Raw genomic sequence first — 26,689 nt, forward strand, 5'->3', positions numbered from 1 at the left:
AAGTGGATTGTACTAGAAGTCTGCACGCCAACCCGCAAGGGGGGCAGCGGCCCAAGGTATGATTCATGATTGGGGTGAAGTCGTAACAAGGTAGCCGTAGGAGAACCTGCGGCTGGATCACCTCCTTTCTAAGAGAGACCGTGGGTGGAGCCGCCGACAAAGTACACGGCGGCAGCCGTTCCACTCCAAATCGTCGTTCCGGATTCTCTGCTCGGAGTTTCGGTTTTCAGTAGGGGAAGCGGGCTGGTCCCGCGACCCTGCGTCCAACTGGCCTCGATTAGTTTCTTACCAGGGGCTGTAGCTCAGCTGGGAGAGCGCCTGATTTGCATTCAGGAGGTCGCCGGTTCGATCCCGACCAGCTCCACCAGTTCTGGGAGTAGCCCGGGCCTGTAGCTCAGGTGGCTAGAGCGCACCCCTGATAAGGGTGAGGTCGGTAGTTCGACTCTACCCAGGCCCACCACAAGTTTCCGCCCGCCCCTCCTCGGAGGGGTTCGGGCGCCGATCTTTGACAATTGAATATTGACGGGCATTTACAACTACAAGTAAGTGCATAGCGCTCAAGAAGTACACTCTGTGTTCAGAGTTGATTTTATGGTCAAGCTACTAAGGGCGTGTGTGTGGATGCCTTGGCGCAAGTAGGCGAAGAAGGACGTGGCCAGCTGCGATAAGCCTCGGGAAGGTGCTAGCAACCTGTGATCCGGGGATGTCCGAATGGGGAAACCCGGCGGGTGAGAACACCCGCCACCGCCGCCTGAATCCATAGGGCGGCGGAGCGAACCCGGGGAAGTGAACCATCTCAGTACCCGGAGGAAAAGAAAACAACCGTGATTCCGAAAGTAGTGGCGAGCGAAATCGGAACAGCCTAAACCCGGCGATTCGCAAGGAGAGCCGGGGGTTGCAGGACCTCGATGTGGGAAGACAAGGGTTAGTCGAACGGCATGGAAAGGCCGGCCAAAGAGGGTGATAGCCCCGTACACGAAAATCCGAGTCTCCCTAGGGGTATCCTAAGTACCGCGGGACACGAGAAACCCTGCGGGAATCTGCCGGGACCATCCGGCAAGGCTAAATACTGACTTGCGACCGATAGTGAACCAGTACCGTGAGGGAAAGGTGAAAAGAACCCCTGCGAGGGGAGTGAAATAGTACCTGAAACCACACGCCTACAAGCAGTTGGAGGGCTATGCCCCGCAAGGGGAACGCCTGACATCGTGCCTATTGAATAATGAGCTGGCTAGTTAATCTCAGTGGCAAGGTTAAGCGAAAGCGAGCCGCAGCGAAAGCGAGTCTGAATAGGGCGTTCAGTCGCTGGGATTAGACGCGAAGCGGGATGATCTACCCTTGGCCAGGATGAAAGTAGGGTAAAACCTACTGGAGGTCCGAACGGGTGTTTGTTGAAAAAAGCTCCGATGAGCTGAGGGTAGGGGTGAAAGGCTAATCAAATTCCGTGATTGCTCGTTCTCTCCGAAATAGCTTTAGGGCTAGCGTCGTATGATTTGTCGTGGCGGTAGAGATCTGAATGGACTATGGGGCTTTCCAGCTTACAGAATCCAATCAAACTTCGAATGCCATTGAACAACCAATACGGCAGTCAGACAGCGGGGGCTAAGCTTCGTTGTCGAGAGGAAAACAGTCCAGATCGCCTGCTAAGGTCCCAAAATATCAGCTAAGTGGGAAAGGAAGTCGGAACGCCCAGACAGCCAGGAGGTTGGCTTAGAAGCAGCCATCCTTTAAAGAAAGCGTAATAGCTCACTGGTCAAGCGGTCCGGTGCCGACAATTTAACGGGGCTTAAGCTGATTACCGAAGCAGCGAATGCATGGTGTAACAGCCATGCGTGGTAGGAGAGCATTCTCAACAGTTAGAAGCCAGACTGAGAAGACTGGTGGACGGTTGGGAAGAGACCCTGCCGGCATAAGTAGCGATAACGGAGGTGAGAACCCTCCGCGCCGAAAGTCTAAGGTTTCCTGAGAAAGGTTAATCCGCTCAGGGTCAGGCGGTTCCTAAGGTGAGGCCGAAAGGCGTAACTGATGGACATCCGGTTAATATTCCGGACCTCCCATGTGGTCGTTATACGATGGGGAGACGCAGAAGGATAAGCAGGCCGTCCTATGGCTATGACGGTTGATGCGTGTAAGGTGTTCTCGATAGGAAAATCCGTCGAGGAGTTATCACTGAGACGCAAAACAGTACTCCGTATGGAGGAAAGCTGCTGATTCCACGCTGCCGAGAAAATCCTCTAAGGAGAACATGTGGGATCCGTACCTCAAACCGACACAGGTAGACGAGAAGAATATTCTAAGGCGCTCGTGAGAACAGTTGGTAAGGAACTTGGCAATATAACCCCGTAACTTCGGGAGAAGGGGTGCCTCACTAGGGTGCAAGCCCGAAGAGGCCGCAGAGAAATGCGCACTGCGACTGTTTAACAAAAACACAGGTCTCTGCTAAGTCGAAAACGACGTATAGGGGCTGACGCCTGCCCGGTGCTGGAAGGTTAAAGGGAGAGGTTAGCCGCAAGGCGAAGCTTTGAACTGAAGCCCCAGTGAACGGCGGCCGTAACTATAACGGTCCTAAGGTAGCGAAATTCCTTGTCGGGTAAGTTCCGACCTGCACGAATGGCGTAACGAAAGTGCGACTGTCTTGCCGACTGACACGGCGAACTTGTAGTGCCGGTGAAGATGCCGGTTGCCCGCAACTAGACGGAAAGACCCCGTGCACCTTTACTATACCTTTAGTATGAACTATGGCACTTGCTGCGCAGGATAGGTGGGAGGCTTGGAACTCAGGTTTTCGGACTTGGGGGAGCCACCGGTGAGATACCACCCTGCGAGTTCTGTGGTTCTAACCTATTCCCGTGATCCGGGAAAGGGACATACTAAGGCGGGTAGTTTGACTGGGGCGGTCGCCTCCTAAACTGTAACGGAGGCGCGCGAAGCTACGCTCAGGCTGTTTGGAAATCAGCCGACGAGTGCAAACGCATAAGCGTGGTTAACTGCGAGACCTACAAGTCGAGCAGATACGAAAGTAGGCGTTAGTGATCCGGTGGTTCTGTATGGAAGGGCCATCGCTCAACGGATAAAAGGTACGCCGGGGATAACAGGCTGATCGGAGCCAAGAGTTCATATCGACGCTCCGGTTTGGCACCTCGATGTCGGTTCATCGCATCCTGGAGCTGTAGAAGGTTCCAAGGGTTAGGCTGTTCGCCTATTAAAGCGGTACGTGAGCTGGGTTCAGAACGTCGCGAGACAGTTCGGTCCCTATCTGTTGTGGGCGCAGGAGATTTGAGAGGGCCTGTCCTTAGTACGAGAGGACCGGGATGGACGAACCTCTTGTGTTCCAGCTGTCACGCCAGTGGCACCGCTGGGTAGCGAAGTTCGGTTGTGATAACCGCTGAATGCATATAAGCGGGAAGCACTCCTCAAGATGAGATCTCCCAACCCATAAGGGTCAAGAAGGGCCCAGGTAGACTACCTGGTTGATAGGCAGGATGTTGAAGCGCAGTGATGCGTGTAGCTTACCTGTACTAATCGCCCGTTCGGCTTGACCATAAAATTTACTCGGTGCAGTAAAACAGTGATCAGTTCTCAGTTGCCAGTTCTCAGTTAGAACCTGAACTGGAACCAGCAATGTTGTTAGGAAGTCGTTCGAACCTGGATGACTGAGAAGCAATACTGATGACTGTGCGCCGACGAAATTTTGCCAAAGTAATATCGAAGCGGGTTACACCGCTTCAACCCAATCTATTCAGTTGTGAGGTTTCGTCCTCAGGATCTTTGAAAGCTCGTCGCGAAAGCGACACCGAGATGGCGTAGAGATCCCTCGCCGCAAGGCGCTCGGGATTTCGGCGCGCGGCTCAAACGCCGCGCAAGCGCCTCAAGTTGTCGGTGATCTTACCGCGGGGGTTCCACCCGTTCCCATCCCGAACACGGAAGTTAAGCCCCGCTGGGCCGATTGTACTGCACGCGAAAGTGTGTGGGAGAGTAGGTCGTTGCCGGCATAAATAAAGGCCGATCATGAAAATGGTCGGCCTTTTCCTTTTGGGATTTGATGTGTTTGTGATGTGGAGCGGGCGCCCCGCCCGCTGCTGTTGGGGTTGGTGTGGTTTTTCCAGGCACTCGACCTGACGGTGCATCTGCGCTGCTAGCCTTCTCGCCGGCGGAGGCGCCCGCGCCACATGTGTGTGGGAGAGTAGGTCATTGCCCATAAATAAAGGTCACGTTTGAGAAATCAGCGTGACCTATTGCTTTGTGGCGGAACGTAGGCGCTTAAAATAGTCTGGATTCAGTATCCTGCTAGACTGTCCCCGGCGGAAAGGAAATCTCGGGATGAAAATCGCAGAAGCGTTGGCGCTCCGCGCCGACCTCCAAAGGCGCTTGGAGCAGTTGAAGCAGCGTCTGGTCAAGAACGCGCGCATTCAGGAAGGCGACAAGCCGGAGGAAGATCCGGCGGAACTCCAGTCTGAGCTGGAAAGGTTGGCGAAAGAATTGACGGTACTGATTCAGCGCATTAACCGGACGAATGCAGCGTCGCGATTCGGGGACGGAACGCTGGCGGACGCGCTGGCGGAACGCGATGTCCTGAAGATCCGATACAACACATATCGAGAGCTTGCGACCGCGGCCTCAACCAGTCAAAGCCGTACTACACGTTCCGAAGTGAAGTACGTCAGCACGGTGAGCGTCGCGGCCACACAGCGGAAGGCAGATGATCTTGCCAAGCAGTATCGTGAACTCGACACGCGCATACAAGAAGCAGATTGGTTGACCGTTTTGTTGGACTAGGGCGAGAAGGTAGTCGGCGACACGAGAAGTGAGCACAACCCTCCGGCGGGGCAATGCCGACTCGGGTAGTGCGAGGGCAAGCACTAGTCGGTTCGATTCCGACCAGAACAGCGTATGCCCAGCAAGGCGCACAAATGCACGGCGTATTGTAACCGTGTACGACCATGTGCTGGTCTCGTAGCGTCGGTGAGGGTGGGGAAGGGGCACTCGTTCTAGTCGACCTACTTCCGTTTGTGATGAGGACTGGGCATGCCCTCAGCGGCTAAAGCCTTACTCCACACTCGGCAGTTACCGCAGCGGTGAACCGCTGCGCCACCCAAAATCTATTCTGTCGTGGGCGTTTCATGGGGGTTTTATCCCAAATACATTTGCCGCAATAGAGTTCCGAATCTTGGGTCGGTGCGGATCGAATCCCACTTGGGATCGACTTTGAGAAATGTCAGCCGCACATCGCGTTCGGAGTGAGCCTTCGCCAGCCAATCTAATGCTCCATCCGCGTCGCCGAGGCCGCAATGGATTACCGCAACGCTTTGCGGAGGCAAGTAGCGGTCCGCGAAGCGCGTTTTCAGGTCGTCAATCACGGCTCGCGCTCGAGGCTGATCCCCGGTTCGTGCGCAGCAGTATCCAATCAGAGAAATTGTTTCCGAGTTGCCGCCCGAAAAATCTCGCGCTTTCGTCAACACTGCGATTGCATTTTCATATTCGGCCCGCTGAATTTGCACACGAGCTAATGCGAGGTTTGCCACCCAGAAGTTGGGATCGAGTTCGAGCGTCTTGTGGGCTTGGACTCCGGCTTCGTCGTCGCGTCTTGCCCAATGCAGGAATTGCGCCTGGTTGGCGTTCACGATGAGGGAGAGGGGATCGGCGTCGATGGCTCGCTGGCCTTCGATGATGGCTTCGTCGTGGCGGCCTACTGCGGTGAGCATGACGGCGTATCCCATGTGGGCTTCGCCGTTGTTCGGATTCAACTCAATGGCGTGTTGAAATTCCTGTTCGGCGCCGGACCAATCCCAATCGAACCAGAGCTTGCAAAAGCCAAGTGCCAGGTGGGCATCGGAGATGTTGGGGTCGATCTCCAGGGCCTTGATCGCGGCGGCTTTGGCTTTCGGGAAGGCGTCTTTCGGGGCGACGTCGCTGGTGATGGGGAGCCTGCGATACGAGTCGGCAATCCCGGCGTAGGCGAGCGCGTAGGTGGGATCGGCGTCGATCGCCTGCTGAAAGAATTCAATTCCCTTTGCGATCGCGGGACGAATGACTTTGCCGATGTGGTACCGGCCCTTCAGATAGCTGTGATAGGCCTCGATGTTCTGGGTATTCCGGTGGGTAAGCTTCCTTCTTTCTTCCTGGCTCAGGCGGAGAGCGAGAGCGGCCGCAACTTTTTCGGAAATCGTATCCTGGACCGTGAAGACGTCGGTGAATTCTTCGTCGAACTTTCGCGTCCACAAGGATGTGCCGTCAGAAACCTGAAGCAGCCGGGCCGTCACTCGTATATGGCTGCCATCGCGCTGGATGCTGCCGTCCAAAACCGACTCGACCATCAGCTCGCGACCGGCGGCCAGTGCGTCTTGCTCGAGGCTTCCATATTTGCGCACGGAACTAAGGGGACGGACGCTGGTGCTTCGAGTGCTGCTGAGGCGGGCGATCAGAGTGTCGGCCATGCCCAGTTCGAGGGCTTCGTCTCGCAGATCCGCCGTCAGAGGTTTGAAGGGCAGCACCGCAAGCGAGCGAGTGGCAGAGTGCGCGACCGACGCAGTGGGTCCGGACACAGCATGCCTGCGCACATTCGCAACAAAACGGTAGCCCTGTCCAGGGATGGTCGCGATGTAGCGGTTCTCGCCGCGCGTTTCTCCCAGCACGCGGCGGAGCGTAGAAATATTCTGGTTGAGGTTGTTCTCTTCAACGATCGTGTCGGGCCACACGGAACGGATCAGATCATCTTTTTGGACTAAATCCCCCGGGCGCCTTACCAGGTAGAGCAGCGTCTCAAACACTTTGGGAGTGAGAGGCACAGTCTCGCTTCCCCGCAGAAGAAGGCGCTTCGCGGCATCGATGCGGAAATCTCCAAATTCGTAGATCTGCGGTGGTTCGACCATGATCAGACCTGGATTGCCCGAGCGCACTTCAGAAGCGATTTCAGAAACTTTCAGAACCGCCTAAGGACTTTCTTTCGGGACCTGAACGAGTATTGCGGAAGATCAGCCGGAGAGCAACCCGGCAACGAATTCGAGAGAGGAAAAATGAATATGACTGCTAAGTTTGTGAACCGAAGCTTCGCTCTATCTGTGGCCGCGACATTGTTTCTACTGCTGGGACAAAGCTTCGCCGCCGACGTGAAGAACCGCGCACCGGAAGTGCGGCTGTTGGAGGGGACATGGACCGTCCAGGTATCAATCGTGGATTGTACGAGCGGCCAGACGCTGGGCAATCCGTTTCCGTCACTGCTGACCTTTGCGCGCGGCGGGGCGTTGACGGAAACTACCGCAAATCCCGCCTTCTTTCCTGCGGAACGGGGCCCGGGGCACGGTGTGTGGGCGTATGACCACCACGCTTTTACAGCAGTCTCCACTGCGTTCATTACGAGTAACGGGGTCTTGGTCAAGACGCAGAAGATCGCTCAGGCGATTCAGATGGGGAACGACGGCAATCAATTCACGAGTACCGCAACAGTCAGCTTTTTCGATCCCAACGGAAACCTGCTGGCGAGCGGTTGCGCCGTGGCTACCGCTCAGCGGTTCAAGTAGATAACCAAGTCGCGCGGTCGATTGTGTCAAAGCCAGATCAAGGGCCACGTCCAAGAGGCGTGGCCCTTTGCCTTGGGCTATGCTGCTTTGCCGCGCTACGGAGAAGTCCGGTACGGAGATTTGGTACGGCAAGGTTCTGCAGGTTAGCCCGAACATGGCGGCAGACGTTTGCCCTGCATCGGCTACAATGTCCGACGCAAGCCGGACGCCAGGAGTGTATCGATGAAGCTTCGCAGACTAGTGACTGTGCTGACGTTGTGTTGGATCGGAACTCTTTCTTCGGCGCAGGCGCCGGAGCTTTCCAAGACGGTAACGGAATTTGTTCGGGTACAGTCGTCGAAAGTTGTCCTGACGCACGTGCGCGTGATCGACGGCACAGGCGCCGCCGCGGTGGAAGATCAAAACGTCGTGATTGAAGCGGGTAGGATCACGGCGATTGAGAGGGGAGCAGACGTCTCGGCCACGCAGGGTACAACGGCTCTCGATCTGCGCGGATACACGGTGATGCCGGGTATTGTTGGCATGCACAATCATCTTTTCTATATTGCCCGCCCGAATCTGAACAGCCAGTGGAAATACGCGGCACCCGTGGTGGTCCCGCAGATGACGTTCTCGGCTCCGCGAATGTATCTTGCGGCTGGCGTCACGACCATGCGCACAACCGGCAGCGTGGAAACGTACGCAGACTTGAATTTGAAACACGACATCGACACTGGAAGACTTCCCGGCCCACGCATCGACGTGACGGGCCCATATCTCGAAGGAGCCCAGAGTTATTTCGTCCAGATGCCTCACTTGAACAATCCGGACGAGGCTCGCCAACTCGTCGACTACTGGGCCGACCGGGGCGTGACTTCATTCAAGGCGTACATGAATATCACGCGCGCTGAACTCAAGGCTGCGATCGATGCGGCTCACAAGCGCGGCATCAAGGTCACCGGGCATCTGTGCTCGGTCACGTACAAAGAAGCTGCGGAGTTGGGCATCGACGATCTCGAGCACGGTTTCTTCGTGAACACGCAACTTGATCCGGGGAAGAAGCCCGACGAATGCAGCCAGAGTGCTGGAGAATACACGCTCGCGCATATGGAGCCCGGTGGCGCGGATGCGCGGGATCTTATCGACACTTTGGTTAAACATCACGTCGCGATCACATCGACTTTGCCGGTATTTGAGGGTGGCGGCAAATTTGGACGCCCGCCGGTGCGCCAGCAGGCACTGGATGCGATGACTCCCGAGGCGCGGCAGGACTTCTTCTATCTGCGGCAACGACCTGCGTCGCGGCCAGCGCCCGCGATCGATAGCGACATGCTTTTCAAGCGTGACATGGATCTGGAACGTGCATTCGTTGCGGCTGGCGGGTTGCTGATCGCAGGCCCCGATCCAACCGGCGCGGGCGACGTCCTGCCCGGCTTCGGAGACCAGCGCGAAATTGAATTGCTGGTTGAAGCCGGATTTTCGCCGGTCGATGCGATCAAGATCGCCACACTCAACGGAGCGACATACCTGGGACGACAAGATCAGATCGGATCCATCGCCGCGGGGAAGCACGCCGACCTGGTTGTGATCAAAGGAGATCCTTCGAAACAGATCTCGGATGTTGAGAATGTTGAGATCGTGTTTAAAGATGGCGTTGGATATGATTCGCAGAAGCTGCTGGATTCGGTGAAGGGACGATACGGACAGTACTGATTTCGGTTACCTTTTCGCAGGTACGCCGTCCATCACCCGTGTTCGGAGGAATCTATCTGTGCGCCTGCCCAAGACCCTGATTGTGGTGTTGACCCTTTGCTGCGGACTACTTACTCAGACGCGTTCGTTAGCTGAACCGATGCCCACGCTGGAACACTTCTCGCCGGCGATGGCGGATAAAGATCTCGATCCCTGCGCGGACTTCTTCCAGTACTCGTGCGGCAAGTGGTTGAAGGCGAATCCAATTCCATCCGACCAGCCCAGTTGGGGTACTTTCAATTCGCTGGCCTTATGGAACATCGCGGCCGTGCGAGAGACGCTTGAGCAAGCGGCCACGTCTACTGGAAATCGCACAACCGTGCAGCAGCAAGTAGGCGACTACTATGCGTCCTGCGTGGACGAAGCCGGCATCAACCGGGCCGGGTTGGCACCATTGCAGCCCATGCTGGAGCGTATTGCCAAGTTCAACGATAAAGCGGCGCTCCCGGAACTGATTGCGTATATTCAGCAACGCATTCGTCCGGCCAATTTGAATTTCATCGAAGCGCAATATCAGGGAGTACTGTTTGGAATCTACTCGCAGCCGGGCTTTGACGATGCGAGCGTGACACTGCCGGCGCTCGATCAGGCGGGCATGAATCTCCCGGCGCGGGAGTTTTACCTCAAGGACGACGCGAAATCGACGGAGATCCGCGGCCAATACGTCCAGCACGTGACGCGCATGCTCGAGTTGAGCGGTGAGTCCCACGCGAAAGCCGCGGCGGATGCGCAATCTGTTCTGGCGATTGAAACTGCGCTCGCGAATGCGGCCATGGATATCGTCCTGCGACGCGATCCCAAGAATCAGAACAACAAGATGACGCCTGAACAAGTACAGGCGTTGACACCGGCGTTCAACTGGAAGCGTTACTTTGCCGCCATGCGGGCCCCGTCTTCTTCTCAGTATCTGGTCATCGCTCCGGACTTCTTCCGCGGCCTGGACAAACTGATCGCCTCGGAATCACTGGATCACTGGCGCGCCTATTTACGTTATTCGGCACTGCATGACGCCGCGCCTTTTCTCAGCCGGGCGTTTGTAGAGGAAAACTTTGCCTTTTACGGGCGCACGCTGAACGGGGCGCAAACCATGCAGCCTCGGGCGCGGCGATGTTCATTCAGTGCCGACATCGATCTGGGCGACGCGGTTGGACAAGCGTACGTCGCGCGCTATTTTCCGCCGGAAAACAAAGCGCGAATGTTAGAGATGGTGAAAGCCATCAAGTCAGCTCTGCAAGCGGATATCGAAAGCTCCAACTGGATGTCGCCGAAAACCAAGAAGCTGGCGCTCGAAAAACTCGCGGCACAGGTAGACAAGATCGGATATCCCAACCGGTGGCTCGATTATTCATCGGTTGCTATCAAGCGCGACGATTATCTCGGCAACGTCCAACACGCTTCCGCTTTCGAGATCAATCGCCGCCTGTCGAAGTTCGGGCGTCCCTCGGACCGGCAGGAGTGGAATATGACTCCGCCGACGGTGAATGCGTACGAGGATCCGACGTCGAACACGATCAACTTCCCTGCCGGAATTTTGCAGCCGCCTTTCTTCGAGGTCGCGCAAATTGACGCTGTGAATTTCGGCGCGATTGGCGCGGTGATTGGTCACGAGATCATCCACGGATATGACGATCAGGGCCGAAAGTTCGATGCGCAGGGAAACCTGCGCGACTGGTGGACGCCGGAAGATGGAGCGAACTACGACAAACGCGACGAATGCATCACCGACGAATACACGCAAGACGTACCCGAGGCGGGAGTCAAGCAGAACGGCAAACTCTCCGCCGGGGAAGACACAGCCGACAATGGCGGTGTTCACATCGCGTTGAACGGACTGGAAGGAAGACTCAAAGCCGAAGGCAGGGACCTCGACAGCATGACCAAAGACGGTCTCACCGAACTGCAGACGTTCTTCTTGTCCTACGCCCACGTGTGGTGCGGACAATTACGTCCGGAGGCAGCGCGCACCGCCGTGTTGTCGCAGGGGCATTCGCTCGGGCGATACCGTGTGAACAACGTACTCGAAAACATGCCCGAGTTTGCCCACGCATTCGGCTGCAAAGCAGGGCAGTCGATGGTCCACGCGAATGCGTGCCGCGTCTGGTAACGTGTGGCGCGGGCGCCCCCGCCCGCGAAAAAGCTAGCGGCGGAGATGCATCGTCGGGTTAAAGGGTACTGGAGAGGGAACCCAAAACCAAAAACAACATCAACCGCAACTGCAGCGGGCGGGGGCGCCCGCTCCACATTGGCTATTTTCCGATTGCGTCTAGGATTGCGCCGTTGATGGCATACACCGTGCCATCCGCGCCGATGACGGTCGGCGTATAGGCTTCGCCGATCCCGGTGGTTAGCTGAATCGACTGAGACAGTGTGTTGGTCGTCATATCCCAGCGGTAGAGAGCGCCGTCCTCGCTGTTTACCATGACCGACTTCGTGCCGGGATCAATCGCCGCAGTATTGATGCACCACTCGCGCACCGCTCCGGGAACGTTCGGGAATTCGGGATCAGGAGTGATACCGAGGGCGGTCAGAACTTCCTTCATCACGAGTGTCGCGGAGAGAATGGGGTCGTGCTCGGTTGCGTTCGGGTCAAGGATCGCAACCCGATTGCGCCCGTCGCCGCCCGCTCCGGCATAGTTGTTGTACTTGCTCATCAGAAGGTAAGTCGAAGTGCCGTGATAGCTGGGGACCATCGAAGCAGGAACAACCGACGCGGTATCGTCCCATCCAAAACTTCCGGGAATTTTCTTCACGGAAAGATCGCTGTTGAAGTGCAGGAGCCATCCCCGGTCATTATGAGCAGGGAAGGGATTTTCGAGCACGCCGAAGTACACGTCGCCGTCCGGCCCAACGGTTGGAGAAGAGCTGCTCGCGTCGAAAATCAGGGCGTCGAGATTCGACGACGGATCTTTCAGGCGAACACGATTTACGACGGCCAACGTGGTGCTGTTGAGCGCCACCAGGTATCCGTATCCGGCGTTGGCGTTGGTGGTCGCCAGATACAGGGTGTTTCCATCATTGGAGAGTGCGGGCGCGCAGCTCATGGCAACGTTGGTGACGCCGGCGTCGGCACTGATCGAAGCTGCGGATACCCACGTGCCCGTGCCATTGGGAGCGACGCGTGCAATGCCGCTTTGGAGCCCGATCGGCGTTGGACCAACCACGAGAAACCCAAAATAGAGATTGCCGGCCGGGTCGGTGGTCAATCCAGTATTGATCAACACGTTTTGCTGATAGGTGGTCGGGTTCTTCGCGTAATTTTTCTTGCCATAGAAAACAAGGCGCGAGACTGTACCTTTCGTTTGGTCTGGAGTCTGCCGCACAATCACGCGTCCCGCATAGTCAGGAACGAACAATTGATTATTCGAGATCGTGGGGCTCATCGCGGGCAAGAACGATGCGCTGGGCACCTGGTATTTGGTGGCCTGCGTCCACATCTTTTTGCCAGTCGCGCCGTTGTGAGCTTCGACGCGGAAGCCGGTCGTGGTCTTCACCGGCACAACGACCGTGTTGGCCGCCGTCACGAGCGGCGAGCCGTAGTGAATAAAAATCTCGCCTTGCGGAGGGGCGAGGTCGACCGGCAGATGCCAGTGAACTGTAGACAGTGGCTGCGCTGCAACGGAGGAGACCGACGTGTGTTGCTCGTCGTGAGAGTGCGTGAGCCACGCGCCGGTTTGCGCGTTGGCATTCGATGCCAAAGCAAAAAAGATGATTGCAGGCAAGAAAGTAAGGATCAAGGACCGCAGCGCAGACTGGCACATGGTGTGACTCCCCCGTCACTTCAGGCGCTGGGCACCGAAACCCGCGCTCTCAAGCGACTAGCAGCATAGCAGGGGAAAGGCCAGATGGGTGTCAACAGAACGTAAAAAAGAGTGTGCAACTACCAGGCATCGTTCTCATATTTTGATAAAAATCCGGCGCCGATAGAGCAGCCCCATCAACAGCCAACAAAACAAAACAGTCCCAATCGCAAACAGAAGCGAAGCGACAGTCGGGCTGGCGACCTTCAGAAGTCCGTTCAGGTATTGTTGCCAGGTGACTGCGCTTCCATCCCGTGCGATTGCGTGACCGTAGGACAATGGCACCCATAGGAGTTCATCCAAACAAAACCCGACGATGGCGTTCATCCCGAATACGAGAAATGGCATGGTCCAGCGGCCACGCGACGAGCGAATTTCGACGATCCAGTAAAGCAGCGATAGAAAGATGAGCGCAAACCCTGCCGTGATGACCACGAATGAACTCGTCCAGACGTTTTTGTTGATTGGGAACCACTGATTCCAAACTACGCCGACGACCAATCCGACTACGCCGGTGGCGAGCATTCCCAGAACTTTCGAGCGTGCGCTTCGCGCACCACGCAGCCACAGCCCAGTCAGAACGCCAATCAACGCGGTGGCGATGGCAGGGATGGTGCTGAGCACGCCCTCCGGATCGCGCGTGCCGTTGTAGAGGCGGCCGGGGAAAAGCGCGCGATCAATCCAGTCGACGAGATTCTGATCGGGTGCGAGCACGGGAATATCACGACCGGGCAACCCGAATCCTGGAACCGGAACCAGTCGCATCAACGCCCAATATCCCAGCAGACAAATTAGCGCCGCGACAACTAATCCACGCAGGTCCGACCAGAGAAACAAGAGTCCCGCCGCCAGGTAACAGATCGCGATTCTCTGCACCACTCCTTCGATGCGCCAGGTGGCCAAGTGAAACTGCGGGACCCCGTTCAGAAATACGCCCAGCGCAAAGAGGATCAGACACCTCTTGGCGGCATGCCAGGCGATATCCTGGCGTTTCTCACCCCGCTCCAGTCGAGCCGAGAACGACAACACGATCGAAATTCCCATCAAAAACACGAACGACGGAAAGACCAAGTCAGCGAGCGTTAATCCGTTCCATGGAGCATGGCGAATGAGGCGGTAGCCGGCAGTTTCGTCGCCGGGATAGTCCACCAGCAGCATGCCTGCCACTGCGATGCCGCGAAAGATGTCCACGGACAGCAGTCGCGTGGAAGTCGGGCGTGCGGACTCCGTAGGTATCGTTACTGCTGCTGTCATGAGGTCACCAGTCCCCGCGTGGGAGTAGAGCAGGGATTGTACTATCTGTGACGCTACAGGTTAGGCCATGGGGCGAGTCCGCAGCATCCAGCGCAGCGACTTTCGACTTTGGCTGTCTACTTGTTATCCGCTGTTTCGCTTGCGATCAGATCGCAGTTCTCCACACACTTCAACGTCTGAAACTCAATTTCCGCTTTCTTTCGCGACCGGGTTGGTGACTCCGGCATCGCGATCAAGGACTGCGGACCGTCGCCGCGATTGAGTTTGCACTCAAATTCCATGGTCTGGACGCCCCGCTGCTTGCAACTGGTCTGCGCGAGGGCTGATGCAATCGTGTCCGGCTTGTCGAAGGCCTGATCTGCTGCAGCCGAAGGAAGAATCGCAAGCGTCATGGGAACTTTCGCCTTGATCTTTACCCAGACGCGCTGTCCGTCGTATTCGGGGATCACACTGTAGAGCTTGGCTGAGGTCGAGACATCATATTTTTCGCGCGCCAGCAGAATCCATTTGTATTCCGGCTGTATGCAGTTCTGCACGCAGGACCAGCTGTGGTAAGTGATCTGGACATCATTCGGAGAAACCAGCTGCCGTCCGCCCGCCTTGCCGACGATGGCTCGAATGCCCTGGACAATGACGCGGTCCGCGGTTCGTTCATCGTGTAACACAAGGACCATCGGAGTAGACGGAGGCAGGTGGCACTCGTAGGTCGTGTCGGTGACATGTTCCCGAACGCAACGGTACTCCAGACTCCCCAACGACTCCGGATGCAATAGCGCCTGGTCCCAAGAGCGTGCCCAGGTCATCGCGATGGTGACGGGCTGCTTGGAGTGAATGATGACGTGCATGTTCCCGCCATCCGGACCGGCGTGGTAGACGCGGCCGGCGTGGAAATCCATGGGATCGAGCTGCACGATTTCGTCGCTCGCCCGTACCCAATCGAAAGTCTTCGGCGGCTGCGCCCATACACCGGAAGCGCACAGAATCATCAACAGCCCGAGCAGGCCCACGTTTTTCATATCCTTAAAGAGTATTCAGTGGGCGAGGAGGTCCACAAAACAAAATGCCGGGATTCAGTTACATAAGTACCTGAAAACATGGCCATTTCGCCTCTGGCATTTCGAATCGCAGGATTCGCGTGACCCGGTAACCAATCCCGCTCGACCAGCGTCTAACGCTGTAAAGTAAGGACATCCCATTCGGGGAGAGTGGCCCATGAATCGGAGACGTTTTCTTCTCGGCAGCGCCGGGGCAGCAGCGGGCGCATGGGTCGGAGTGGAAGCACTGGGTTCGCGCGTCTTCTCGCGCACCTTCGCCTCTCCCGCGCCGCTTGCGACCAAAGTCTCCGCTTCGGATGTCGTCGTCCTCGGCAAGACTGGCATTCGCACCAGTCGTCTCGCGATGGGGACCGGCACCATCGGGACCGGTCATCACTCCAATCAAACAGCGCTCGGAATGAAAGGCTTGTCGGATCTTCTACTCAATGGCTACGACCATGGTCTGCGCTTTTTCGATTCCGCCGATGCTTATGGAAGTCATCCCCACGTCGCCGAGGCGCTGAAACATGTGCCTCGCGACAAAGTCACCGTCCTAACCAAGACTTTTGCACGCGATCCGAAGACCGCGCGTGAAGATCTCGACCGCTTTCGTCGGGAGCTTGGCACGGAGATGATTGACGTCTGTCTCATGCATTGTTTAACCGAAGGGGACTGGACCGAACGCTACCGAGGCGTGATGGATGTGCTTTCCGAAGCCAAGGAGAGAGGAATCATTCGTGCGCATGGATGCTCCTGTCACTCAATCGAAGCACTCCGCGCTGCTGCGAAATCTCCATGGGTGGAAGTGGACCTCGCACGCATCAACCCGATTGGCTCCCACATGGATGCGTCGCCCGCGGAAGTGGTCAGCGTGCTGAAGGAAATGAAGGCTGCGGGGAAGGGCGTAATCGGCATGAAGATACTTGGGCAGGGCGATCTTCGCGGCAGAGTCGATGATGCGCTTCGTTACGCGCTGTCCTTGGGCGTGCTGGACGCTATTACGATCGGCGCGGAGAGCCAAAAGGAACAGGAAGACTTGATGCGGCGCATCGCGGCCGCATAACTTGACGATCGATTGGGAGACAGCGCTTCACGGCGTAACCACCAGAGTGATTGCCTGACGGGCAACTTGAAAACCGCCGTCCCGCGCCCCGACCCAGAAGCTGTAACTCCCTGAAGTCACGGGCGCGAAACTGACGACTGACGCGTCTTTCGGGCTATGGCTGGCAACATCCACTCCGTTCTGCACACACGCAAAACTGTTTGTGGTCACCGCTGAGATGACGCAAGAGCCATTGAACGAGCCGTCATTGGCAAGGCTGCCTGTGCCATTGAGAAATCCGCTCAGGGTGATCGTCTGATTGGGTTGCCAGGTGCCGGCAATGATCGTCTGCTGCGCAGCAAAGGTCGAAACGTTCGAAGTCCGCGAAACCGTTCCCACGATAAACGGACCGCTGACCACTCCGCCCCTTCCGATGATGATTCCCGCAGTCGGCGGGAACACTCCGCAATTCCCTCCACACTGTGTCGGATCAGTCTCGATCCACCAGGCCTTGTGGGGTGAGGCACCCGGCGACGCTTGCAGAGCGGCCTGGTAAACCGTCCCGACAGTCGCAGCCGGCAGCGTGGAGGTCGTAATCGTCAACGTTGGATAAAACGTTGCACCGTGCACACCCTGAAGTAGCTGCGCGGCGATCGTAAGATCCGCTCCCGGACTCTGGCCGGTCGCAGCGCGTGATGCTGCATCGCTAGCCGAGTTCAGATACGTTGCACTGGTGACAGCGAAGTTGCCAGTTCGTCCCGTACCCCAGTTCGAAAATAGACTGGTAAATGCCGCCCCATCCAGGATGCAATTCGCTGTCCCGGTCACCCCGCAATTCGTATTGCTTGTCGAAGGATAAGGATCATAGCCACTGCCACTGCCCGCGAGATTGGTGCCCAGCAGGTTTTCGCGAAATGTCCACGGGCAATCTGTGAGATCGCGCACAGCAATCGTATCTCCCGGCGACGCGGCCGCCGTAAGCGTGAACCCCGTGCCAGTAAAGCCCGCGTTGATCGCTCGATACTGTCCATTCAGCGTCACCATGTAGGACGTCAACGAAGGCGAAAACGTGAATGCCGAAAGATTCCCTGCCTGCACAATCCCCGTTGGAGCCTGCGCCGGATAGTAAGCATGGCAGCTGTCTGTGGCATAAGTGTTCGCCAGACCACTCGCACCGCCGATGCCTTTCGTGACAATCGAACCTGATGTACGCGAAATGATCCATGGGGCCGGCGCAATGTTGTCGTGGATATTGAGCGCACGAAGATAACGAATGTCGGTGTGATCGATTTGATTGCCCAGCCCGCCGAATCCTGAACCGTTCCCCGTTTCAATCGCACATGTGTTGTGCGCCACTTCGATCGAATTGATCGATCGTTGCGTGTTGGAAGATATCACCGCACATGAGCTCGCCTGGTAAGGATCGCTCCCATTCGACAACTCGCGGGACAGTCCATGCAGCAGCGTGTCGCGGATGGTCACACGATCCATCCCGGAAGCCTCGTCGTGGCAGTGCGATGACAATCCTGAATTAACCTGAAAACCGTTCGTGGTGTTATAGATTTCGTTGTACCGCCAGATCACGTTCTCCGCCTTGCACGAAGGACAGTCCCCGGGCACGCAAGCGTTGACGCCGATCGCCGTTCCTGCCGGCGGAGCGGAAGTGAGCCGCGCGTGGTCGGTGAGGTTCATCCCACTCTGATCGCAGCCATTCGCGCCATTGCAGAAGATGTAATCCGCGTTCTGATCCACACCCACGCGCGTAGGATCGGAAATCTCCAGCACGCACCCACCGGGAGGACAATTGACCGCGTCTGCCGGACTTCCATTGTGATGCGAGAAGCTATTTGCGTCCGCCGACTGCACTACTGTGCTGCCGTCGAACGTGACTGACATCGACTGGTGATTGTTCTGGTTGCTCGGATTCAACGCGAGCGCGTATCCAACCTGGTCCGACTGACACCCTTGCCATGAGTTTTCGAAGTAATTTCCCTCGACCAGCGCGTACGTCATGTTTTTGTACTCGCCCAGATTTTTCGTCGTCACCGCGTTATAGAGGGAGCACTTCTCAATCGGAACCATCCACACCAGAGGCTTCATCGCATGGTTGGCGCGCGCCTCAAAATCCTTCGTGTTTGGAGTGTTGCCCCCTTGGCCGCCACCCCCGAAAAGCCACGTCTCACCCGAAGTCGCCAGCAAATTGTTATAGAGCTTGAATGGCCCATCCTGATATAGACCCGTCCCGCCTCCAAACGTGTGCGAATCAACGCAAGCGGAATTGCAGTAGGTGTCGTAAATCCATGAATTGACCACTGCAATCCATTGTGAATTCTTCGCCGAAACGCCGTCCTGCGTCTCCGCATTGGTCGAGGTCGAAAGGTTCCAAGGTTGCCCATGAATGATGTTGCGATCAAAGATGATGTGGTTCGCTCCCAGCGTTACGCCATCGGCAGCCAGTGACACGATCCCAGCCCCCATCTTCGTTTCCGGCACTTTCGTGAACTCAATACCAATGAACCGGTAGTGATTCCCTCCCGCTGCGAAGATGACCGCGGGTTGATTGTTGCTGCCGGTTGTAATCCGGGCACTCAAAACAGCGGGATAAGAGGGGCACGCGTAATCCGGGTACCCCGGGTTGCCCCGTCCATTCGCCGAATCGTTCGAAATTCCCGCGATGCAGGGCGTGGCTCTGACGCCCTCGGCAGGGAAATTGGAATTGTTGACACCGGAAGACTTCACCGTAATCCAGTGCCCGCCATCGCACGCCGGAGCGGGTATCAGGAAACTGCCGGTGTAGATGTTCCCGGCCGCGAGGACAATCGTGTCCCCGCACTGCAACGCCGACAGCGCAGTGTTCAAAGCCGTGGCATCCGCCGGAGTATAGGTCGAAGCCGCGCCACCTCCGATGTGGGTTCCGCCCGGCGTCGAACTCATCGCAGTATTCATGCAGCGAGTAGGCATGGAGGCCGCGCCATCTGTGATTCCCCAGTTCGGAGTCCCCTCGGTAAGTTCGCCTACCCCGGCAGGGCAGTAGAAGTTCTCTCCTGTTCCGATCATCTCCTGGCTCTGCGCGCGGTATGTAGCGTTCCCCGAATACTTCCCGCCACTGAACGTAGCCTGCCCGACCGCCAGTCCGCCAAGCAGCCAGATTGCCAACAGCCTGTTAAACAATTTCATTTGCTTTTGTGTCTCCCGCGCCAAACTCGCGCAATCCCTGCCTTCGCTATAATGTTGTTTTACGCATGCTCCGCTCTTCGCGGGGCCTTTTTACGGGAAGGAAGCTATGCCGACAGACGTTGTTATGCCCCAGATGGGCGAATCGATTTTCGAGGGCACGATCACCAAGTGGTTAAAGAAGGCCGGCGAAAAGGTTCAGCGCGATGAGCCACTTTTCGAAATTTCCACCGACAAGGTGGACGCCGAGATCCCCGCCCCGGCCAGCGGTGTCCTCCAGGAAATCAAAGTCACGGAAGGTAACACCGTCCAGGTGAACACCGTAGTCGGCGTAATTGGCGACGGCGCCGGAGCTTCCTCTTCTGCGAAGCCAGCTGCTGCCGCCGCACCCGCGCCTCCGAAAAAGGAAGCGCAAGCTCCCGCTGCTGCGCCGCCTGCTTCCGCTGCCCTGTCCGATGGTGAATCTGACGTTCGCTCCTCACCGCTCGTTCGAAAACTGGCTCGTGAGCACAACGTCGATCTGAGTCAGTTGCAGGGCACCGGTACTGACGGCCGCGTCACCAAGCAGGACGTCCTCGATTACGTTGAGCACCGTAGCTCGGCACCCGCGGCTGCTCCCGCACAGGCTTCCCGGCCCCAGCCCACTCCGGCCCCGGTTTCGATTCCCGGTGACCTCGTTCCGATGTCGCAGATGCGGCGCATCATTGCCCAGCGCATGATCGAGTCCCGCAGGACGAGCGCTCACGTCCATTGCATGTTTGAAGTGGACATGACTCGCATCGTCAACCTTCGCAACAAATTGAAAAACGGTTTCGAGCAACGCAACGGTGCCCGGCTCACGTTCATGCCCTTTTTCGTGCGCGCCGCCATCATTGCACTTCAGCAGTACCCTATCGCGAACGCCTCCCTCGAAGGCGACAACGTTCGCTACCACCGCCACGTCAATGCCGGCATTGCGGTCGCACTCGATAACGGATTGATCGTCCCCGTCCTCAAGAACGCCGATGAACTCAACTTCCTCGGACTGCAACGCGGCATCACCGATCTCGGCGAGCGCGCTCGCACCAAGAGGTTAATGCCAGCCGATGTAGAAGGCGCCACCTTCACGATTACGAATCCTGGACAATTCGGCGCTGTCTTCGGCTTGCCCATCATCAACCAGCCCAACGTGGCGATCATGGGCGTAGGCGGAATCACCAAACAACCGCTCGTGATTACCGACAAGGATGGTGCCGACTCCATCGCCATTCGTTCCGTCGTCCACCTTACTCTTGGCTACGACCACCGCATCCTTGACGGCGCCGTCGCCGACCAATTCATGGTCGTAGTAAAGAAGACTCTGGAAAATTGGAGCGAAGACGTCGGCTAAGGTGCAACCAAGGGACGGCGCGTTCTCTACGAGGCCCACAATCGTGGGCTTCGGTAACTCTCACCACTTCGTCGTCACTCTCAGCCCTTCCAATTGCGCGAACGTGACCGGAGTTCCTTGCACGGCCAGCAAACTCGCCACCGCCGCTTCAATATTTGCGACTAATTCCGGAGCTGCTCCTCCAACTTTGGCGGAGGCTAGAACGGACTGAAGCAAAGTAAGAATCAGGCTGATCAAGGTCGTTGCCCCCATCAGAGTGCTCCTTTGATTTGCAACGTTAGAGTTGTGGCGTTAGCAATAGCTACCTGCAGCGCCATCTCGGCTGACTTGACGGGGATACAGGTCGCCGTCGGCTCGAGAGGTACAGGCGCGAGCGCCCACCCGCAGTACGTCTCGATGGCGGTAACAAGAGCGTTCTGTCCCGAGACTCCTCGGTTGATAACCTGGCAGATCTCCTGTTTGGGTTGTATCGCACAGCTTGCCTGATACTTCGTTTGCGCAGCGACAATCGACCCCGACAACGCTGCAGCCGTATCCCGCGCCCGCCTCTCCACTGGAGAGCAACCGAGCATCGACAGCAGGCAAGTCACAAGCAGGACTACAGTCAGTCCTCTCATCAAAACACCACCTTCAGTAAGTTCCACAACCCGCGTGTCATGTTCCGGGGATGACGAGTCGAATGAGCGACACTCTTTCCGGCGTGATAGAGCACGTGCGTTGGCTTGGCCAACGCCGCTGCGTGTAACGCAAGAATGACAGCCAAAATTGCCTTCCCTTTGTACCCAACTGACATTGGATTCTCCTTGATCAAACTGTTCGCAAATCAGGGTTTACTCGCTTGCGACCAAATGGAGGCATTGAGGCAATCTACAGTTCCGTCGATCACCTTCGACAACCCCGCTTTGAATTTTTCCTCGTCAACAATGTCGCGGTTGCTCACGGCCTCGCCTAACTGAAGCGCCGCGGAGACAAACGAAATTGCAGACTCTTTCTTCTCTTGTCCCGCTCGTGTTCCAAACAGCCCTTCAACGTTGTAGAACTTCATGTCCGTCGCTGCCGGACTCACGCTCACATAAAACCCATGTGGTGTAGTCCCCGCCGGAATCACGCCATCCGAATACACATTCGCAATCGTGATGTGATCGGAAGCCCCGCCAATCCTCACCCCATACGTATCGAAGTACGTGACCTTGAAATGCTGGATCGTCAGCCAGTTTTTGCCATTGACGTAGATAATTTGTCCGTTCGTCATCAGCATCGCCGCCATGCTTCCGTAATAGGTAGCCGGATTCGAAGGCGCATACACATACAACACGTTGCTGGCAAAGAAGAATTGGTACGGAGCCACCAGCGCCGTCTTGCTGGTAGTAAACTTCGTTCCCCAAACACTTCCCACGCTGCCGTCGCTCCCGATATACCCAAACAGCACGTAGTTGAACGAACTGGAAGTGATCGAGGTCTTCCAGATATTCCCTGAATCCAGCGTCCAACTCGCCGCCGGCAAACCGACGTATCCAGTCAGCGTCGGAGCCTCTCCCGTCCCATAAGCGTCAAACACAATCGGATTCCCCGACGCCCCGCTCGACGGCGGCACCAGGCTCTCATTCCAAACCCCTCCCCGCTTGAACAGAATCTGGTCGCCCGCCGCAAAAGTGCTCCCATTCACCTTCGCGACCGTCTTCCAGGCAGTAGCCGGAGACAGCCCATCATTCGCATCGACTCCGCCCGCAGAATCCACATAGAACGTAGCCGCCCCCGCCGACCCCGCGACCGCCAACACGCTGGCGACCGCAAGCACAAGTCTTATGTGCATCATTCAATCTCCCCACGAATCTCATCTTTGCTACAAAGAAGAGCACTCTCAATCCCAATAAAAAAAGCGCGCCGCAGCGCGCCTCCAAATACTGAGAACCGAGAACTGAGAACCGAGAACCGAGAACCGAGAACTGGTTCCTCAGTCGACCATATACTTCACCACCACATTCACCCGATGTACGCTTCCGGACGCCGATACGGTTGCATGTCCGATCTTCACGCCCGAACCCACCGCATCCTTCCCCGCGACAAACGAGGTGGAAGTTGCCCCTGCCGTCGAACATGCAAGATCCGAACTCAGCAAGTTCGCTCCAGCGTTTTGCAGATTGATGGTCATCGCTCCCGCATCAATCTCGCAATACACCTCCACGATGTGAAAAGCCGCCGCCCGGTTCACATAAATGGAGGGCACCTGCAACGTGGTCGTCAGCAAGTTATTCGCATCGAAAAACGTGTACGTGAATTCCTGCGGATAATTTTTCGCCACTTCCGTGACGGCTCCCGCGTTTTCCGAGACCGCCAGTTTTCCGCCCGGCATGAATCCAATTTTCGATTTCCCGGAGCCTGCCGCCGTCATCGTCCCGGCTGCCCCTTCTACACTCCATGGCCCCGACCCTGTCTGCACGATGTTTCCCGCGATATTCAGATTCCCTCCCAGCGTCATGTCGTTCGAAAATGTCTTCGCCCCGGCAATCGTCTCGGTCCCAGTGTTGTGCGCCACTGCGGAATCGGCCGCCGCGCCCGTCACCTGTGCCACCGTATAGTCACCGGTCGCGGCCACGACCGCCCCAGTGCGGCCGAACACCGACGAAACGTTCCCGCCGCCACCACCACTGCCGCACGCGACCCCAGTCGATCCCACCACTCCGTTGCTCGCAATCGTCAGGCATCCCGCCGTCAGTCCTGCGATCGTCACCGAGCTGTCGAACTTCGTGGCTGTCTTGAATTCCTTCAAGGACGCGGTCAGGCGCTCCAGCCAATTCGTTCCGTCTCCATTATTCGCGATGTACTGGCTGATCGATCCGAACGAGCCGAAGCTAAGTCCCACCGCGACATTTGTATTGTTGGAATCAATCCCGATGAAGCTATCGTGAGTCGAATTTGGCGCCCGAGTATTTCCGTAAGCCGCCGACTTGTCCGGTTCAAAATCAAACAGCGTGATCAGATGCGTTGGACCAGTCACTGCCGTATTGCCTCCGACGTTCAGCACACCCTTCAGGTTCTGAAGAGCGGAATTACCCCCAATCGGCATGCCCGCCATCAACCGCATCTGATTTTGCGGATAAAAAGATCCCAGACATACTGGCCACACATACGTAGCGGTCCCAAATCCGCTCTGGCACTGCAACGCAAATACCTGCGGAAATACTCCACCCGCCGACGAGATATACGGCACTGACGAACTCAGCAGGTCCGTATAAAGGACCGGATGGCCCGACGTATTGAAATCAGAATTCACTGGCGGCGACAGGATTACGCCTCCCGGCCACAGGTTAAGTTTCGGCGCCCAGAACGATGCCGTCCCCTGCCAGTAAGCCGGTACTGTGTAACTGCTCCGCGCGGCCTGTGTGTCGGTGTAGGAACAAATTCCGTTCGAACACACGGAGGATTGTGGAACGTTTGCCACCACCGCAAAATTCCCCGTCCCCGTCGGCGGCGCCGGAATGACACTGCTGCTCACTACCAGGATGTCGTACGAAGTGGCCGGAGCCAGGTCATACCATTGCAGAGGGATCGGAACCGCTCCACCGGTTGGCGAAGCGTTGCCAAAATACAGTGGCATCGTCACCGCTCCGTCAGCTCTCCGCGCGATCACATAGTACTGAGAAAAGGTGCTGCCTCCACTCGCAAACGCCGGCATGTTTCCCGCCGGACCCTCTCCTCCCCGTATGCTCATCGATGGATTCGTATAGCTGCTGCCGCCCTGCATGATGACGCCGGCCGCCGCATTCGTGATCGCCCCTGGTCCCAACCCGGCGCCACAGCCCGATCCATATTCCTCGTACACATTCTCTAGACTCAATCCGCCGTATCCACCTGTCGAAGTCGAATAGCGAACTCCGAATTGCGCGTACCCTTGGATCACCGAGTCCGAGATCCGGAGCGTATTGCCGGACAGCCAGTCCACACCGTTTCCATTGCACTGGATATTGAGGTTCAGATGCTGCAACCATCCCACCGGCGCAACCTGCGGATTCCCGCTGAACGTTCCGTTTGACTGGACATACGCCCCGCAAAAAGTTGTGTCGCACTTAATCGTCCCCAACCCTCCCGAAGTATCCAATCCATCCAGCAGAAACGACTGATCGTCATCCACTTTCACCCAGCTGCCAAATGTTCCTCCGGTTGGCTCAAACAATCCCTGCACATTTTGAATACGCGTGTGTTGCGCATTCACCTCGATCATCGGCTTTGTTCCGCCCACCACCATCGGTCGGCCTCGAAAGCCGAGCAACGTCACATCCAACACCATGTTGGAATTACTCTTGTCTCCGACAAACACGCACGGAGTCGTTGCCGAGTAGCACGCTTGTGTTCCACCGTTGAACTCGACCGTCTGCCCCACGCTCTTGATCGTCAGCTGGCCATAGATTGCAATGTCTCCTGTCGGCGCGACGATCCACCCACCCGTCAACTGTCCCACTCCCCGCGGACGGTAACGTGCCGCGATCGATGCCTCCGCAATTCCCGCCGACGCCGAACCGATCGTGTATCCAGCCCCATGCGCGTTTACCGTCGTGAACTGCAGCGTTCCCGGATTTCCATCACCCGCACACGTCCCGCCCGTGACCTTCACGGCTTCCGCTGTTCCGGTGCCCGCCACGTAGACCCAATAGTCAGCGTCGTCCCCTCGCACGCCTGGGGCGCAAGCGCTCAATGTCACTGTCTTTGCTCCTGCCGTGAGCAAGTCAGTCGTTGAAGTCGCGGAAAATTGAAAGTCCACCGCGTACTTGGTCACCTGGTACGCCGATCCTGCACTCGCACCGGCTTTCGGTTTGTAAGTATTGGACGCCGCCTCATAAGTGATGACCTGTCCCTCCGTCGGAACCAGCGAGCCCACCGTCGTTCCCCGGATCGAAACCGCATCTGCACTCGTGCCGCACGCGCCCCACGACGAACTCCCCTTCAGGCACAACGTCCCGTCCGCTGTCCCCGACCCCAATTGACTCGTCGGCACTACTCCGTTCACCAGGTTCGCTTTGCTGGCAAACCCAGTGTCCACGTAGTGGCGGTTCGCCGCATGATTCAGCGCCGTCGGATCACCCGCCAGAGTCAGCGGTCCCGTCATCGAGTCACCCGCCTTCGCGACAAAATTCCCTGCGCCGACATTTGCTACTGCCGCGTCCACGTACGCCTTGTTGGCTGCGTTGCTTGCTCCCGTCGGTGGAGGGATCGCTGGCGCTGCCGCAAACTGCTTCGCCCCCTGGATCACCTCCGCTCCCGACAGATGTACCACCGCCGTATCCACCGCCCGATTCGCCACCGCCGAATCAACATATTGTTTGGATACCAACCCGCTTGCCAGGCCGGACCCCGGCGTCGTCCGTACTCCCGCCAGCGTCACCGGCGACGTCGTCGGTACCGCCCAGTACTCCCCACGGACTGTGCCATCATCCAGTTGGAATACCACTGTGTAGTAAGTCCCGGCAGGCATCGCTCCCACGTTCGGAACCAGGTCAGTTGAAAATGCTCCAGCGTTTCCAATCGCGACGCTCTTCGTACCGGCTGCCACGGCGTTGCCTTCGGCAGTCAGAAACGCCGGCCATGAAATCAGCGCAACACCCTGAGCCATCGTCCCGTCCGCGCGATACACCGTGTCGCTGATCGTCGTCACCCCAGGCCCCTGCGCCCACCCGGCCACAGCCGCGAGTGTCAGTAAACTCAGTCCCAACAGAATCCGCGACGGCCAATAAAAAAGCCGCTCCACCGAGCGGCCTCTGTTATGCATATCCCCT

The 26,689-nt window shown here is 57.2% G+C and carries 15 protein-coding genes, 2 tRNA genes and 3 rRNA genes; 11 read left to right on the top strand and 9 right to left on the bottom strand.

Annotation, left to right across the window (positions count from 1 at the left end):
- From HY010_21080 to HY010_21105, 6 genes are all read left to right on the top strand, one after another.
- Window positions 1-133 (top strand): 16S ribosomal RNA (locus HY010_21080); the annotation flags it as partial.
- Window positions 134-291: 158 nt separating this feature from the next.
- A tRNA-Ala gene (locus tag HY010_21085) sits at window positions 292-367 on the top strand.
- 16 nt (window positions 368-383) lie between these two features.
- Window positions 384-460 (top strand) — tRNA-Ile (locus HY010_21090).
- 126 nt (window positions 461-586) lie between these two features.
- Window positions 587-3,547 (top strand): 23S ribosomal RNA (locus HY010_21095).
- Between the two features lie 328 nt (window positions 3,548-3,875).
- Window positions 3,876-3,992 (top strand): 5S ribosomal RNA (gene rrf / locus HY010_21100).
- Window positions 3,993-4,320: 328 nt separating this feature from the next.
- The gene (locus HY010_21105; protein ID MBI3478236.1) at window positions 4,321-4,776 is read left to right on the top strand and encodes a DIP1984 family protein; all 456 of its coding nucleotides are present in this window, start codon (window positions 4,321-4,323) and stop codon (window positions 4,774-4,776) included.
- 353 nt (window positions 4,777-5,129) lie between these two features.
- Here the strand turns inward: HY010_21105 and HY010_21110 are convergent, their stop codons facing one another.
- Entirely contained in the window at window positions 5,130-6,869 is a 1,740-nt protein-coding gene (locus tag HY010_21110) for a winged helix-turn-helix domain-containing protein (GenBank protein ID MBI3478237.1), read from the bottom strand.
- A 150-nt stretch (window positions 6,870-7,019) separates the two neighbouring features.
- Between HY010_21110 and HY010_21115 the strand changes: the two genes are divergently transcribed.
- From HY010_21115 to HY010_21125, 3 genes are all read left to right on the top strand, one after another.
- A complete protein-coding gene (locus HY010_21115; GenBank protein ID MBI3478238.1) occupies window positions 7,020-7,517 on the top strand; it encodes a hypothetical protein in 498 nt (165 codons plus the stop codon).
- A 222-nt stretch (window positions 7,518-7,739) separates the two neighbouring features.
- On the top strand, window positions 7,740-9,209 hold the full coding sequence (locus HY010_21120) for an amidohydrolase family protein (protein MBI3478239.1): 1,470 nt from the start codon (window positions 7,740-7,742) through the stop codon (window positions 9,207-9,209).
- A gap of 58 nt (window positions 9,210-9,267) precedes the next feature.
- Window positions 9,268-11,352: a M13 family metallopeptidase gene (locus HY010_21125; GenBank protein ID MBI3478240.1), complete on the top strand. Its 2,085-nt coding sequence runs from the start codon at window positions 9,268-9,270 to the stop codon at window positions 11,350-11,352.
- A 142-nt stretch (window positions 11,353-11,494) separates the two neighbouring features.
- Here HY010_21125 and HY010_21130 read toward each other — a convergent pair whose 3' ends face one another.
- From HY010_21130 to HY010_21140, 3 genes are all read right to left on the bottom strand, one after another.
- Window positions 11,495-13,006 carry a hypothetical protein gene (locus HY010_21130; protein ID MBI3478241.1) on the bottom strand — a complete coding sequence of 504 codons (1,512 nt, stop codon included), beginning with the start codon at window positions 13,004-13,006 and terminating at the stop codon, window positions 11,495-11,497.
- Between the two features lie 135 nt (window positions 13,007-13,141).
- On the bottom strand, window positions 13,142-14,299 hold the full coding sequence (locus HY010_21135) for a DUF1624 domain-containing protein (protein MBI3478242.1): 1,158 nt from the start codon (window positions 14,297-14,299) through the stop codon (window positions 13,142-13,144).
- A 116-nt stretch (window positions 14,300-14,415) separates the two neighbouring features.
- Window positions 14,416-15,315, bottom strand: a complete 900-nt coding sequence (locus HY010_21140) for a hypothetical protein (GenBank protein MBI3478243.1) — start codon at window positions 15,313-15,315, stop codon at window positions 14,416-14,418.
- A gap of 196 nt (window positions 15,316-15,511) precedes the next feature.
- On the opposite strand from HY010_21140, the gene HY010_21145 reads away from it, so the two are divergent.
- A complete protein-coding gene (locus HY010_21145) occupies window positions 15,512-16,396 on the top strand; it encodes an aldo/keto reductase (GenBank protein MBI3478244.1) in 885 nt (294 codons plus the stop codon).
- Window positions 16,397-16,423: 27 nt separating this feature from the next.
- Here the strand turns inward: HY010_21145 and HY010_21150 are convergent, their stop codons facing one another.
- On the bottom strand, window positions 16,424-19,552 hold the full coding sequence (locus HY010_21150; GenBank protein ID MBI3478245.1) for a hypothetical protein: 3,129 nt from the start codon (window positions 19,550-19,552) through the stop codon (window positions 16,424-16,426).
- A 106-nt stretch (window positions 19,553-19,658) separates the two neighbouring features.
- Between HY010_21150 and sucB the strand changes: the two genes are divergently transcribed.
- Complete coding sequence (gene sucB, locus HY010_21155; protein ID MBI3478246.1) at window positions 19,659-20,918, top strand: 2-oxoglutarate dehydrogenase, E2 component, dihydrolipoamide succinyltransferase; 1,260 nt, start codon at window positions 19,659-19,661, stop codon at window positions 20,916-20,918.
- A gap of 60 nt (window positions 20,919-20,978) precedes the next feature.
- Here sucB and HY010_21160 read toward each other — a convergent pair whose 3' ends face one another.
- The 4 genes from HY010_21160 to HY010_21175 form a co-directional block, all read right to left on the bottom strand.
- Window positions 20,979-21,170, bottom strand: coding sequence for a hypothetical protein (locus HY010_21160; GenBank protein ID MBI3478247.1), 192 nt, complete (start codon window positions 21,168-21,170; stop codon window positions 20,979-20,981).
- 364 nt (window positions 21,171-21,534) lie between these two features.
- Window positions 21,535-21,711, bottom strand: coding sequence for a hypothetical protein (locus tag HY010_21165; protein ID MBI3478248.1), 177 nt, complete (start codon window positions 21,709-21,711; stop codon window positions 21,535-21,537).
- 30 nt (window positions 21,712-21,741) lie between these two features.
- Window positions 21,742-21,963: a hypothetical protein gene (locus tag HY010_21170; GenBank protein ID MBI3478249.1), complete on the bottom strand. Its 222-nt coding sequence runs from the start codon at window positions 21,961-21,963 to the stop codon at window positions 21,742-21,744.
- Window positions 21,964-22,872: 909 nt separating this feature from the next.
- Window positions 22,873-26,682, bottom strand: a complete 3,810-nt coding sequence (locus HY010_21175) for a hypothetical protein (protein MBI3478250.1) — start codon at window positions 26,680-26,682, stop codon at window positions 22,873-22,875.
- Window positions 26,683-26,689: the final 7 nt, after the last annotated feature.

Source organism: Acidobacteriota bacterium (assembly GCA_016196065.1).
Taxonomy (GTDB): domain Bacteria; phylum Acidobacteriota; class Terriglobia; order Terriglobales; family Acidobacteriaceae; genus Acidiflorens.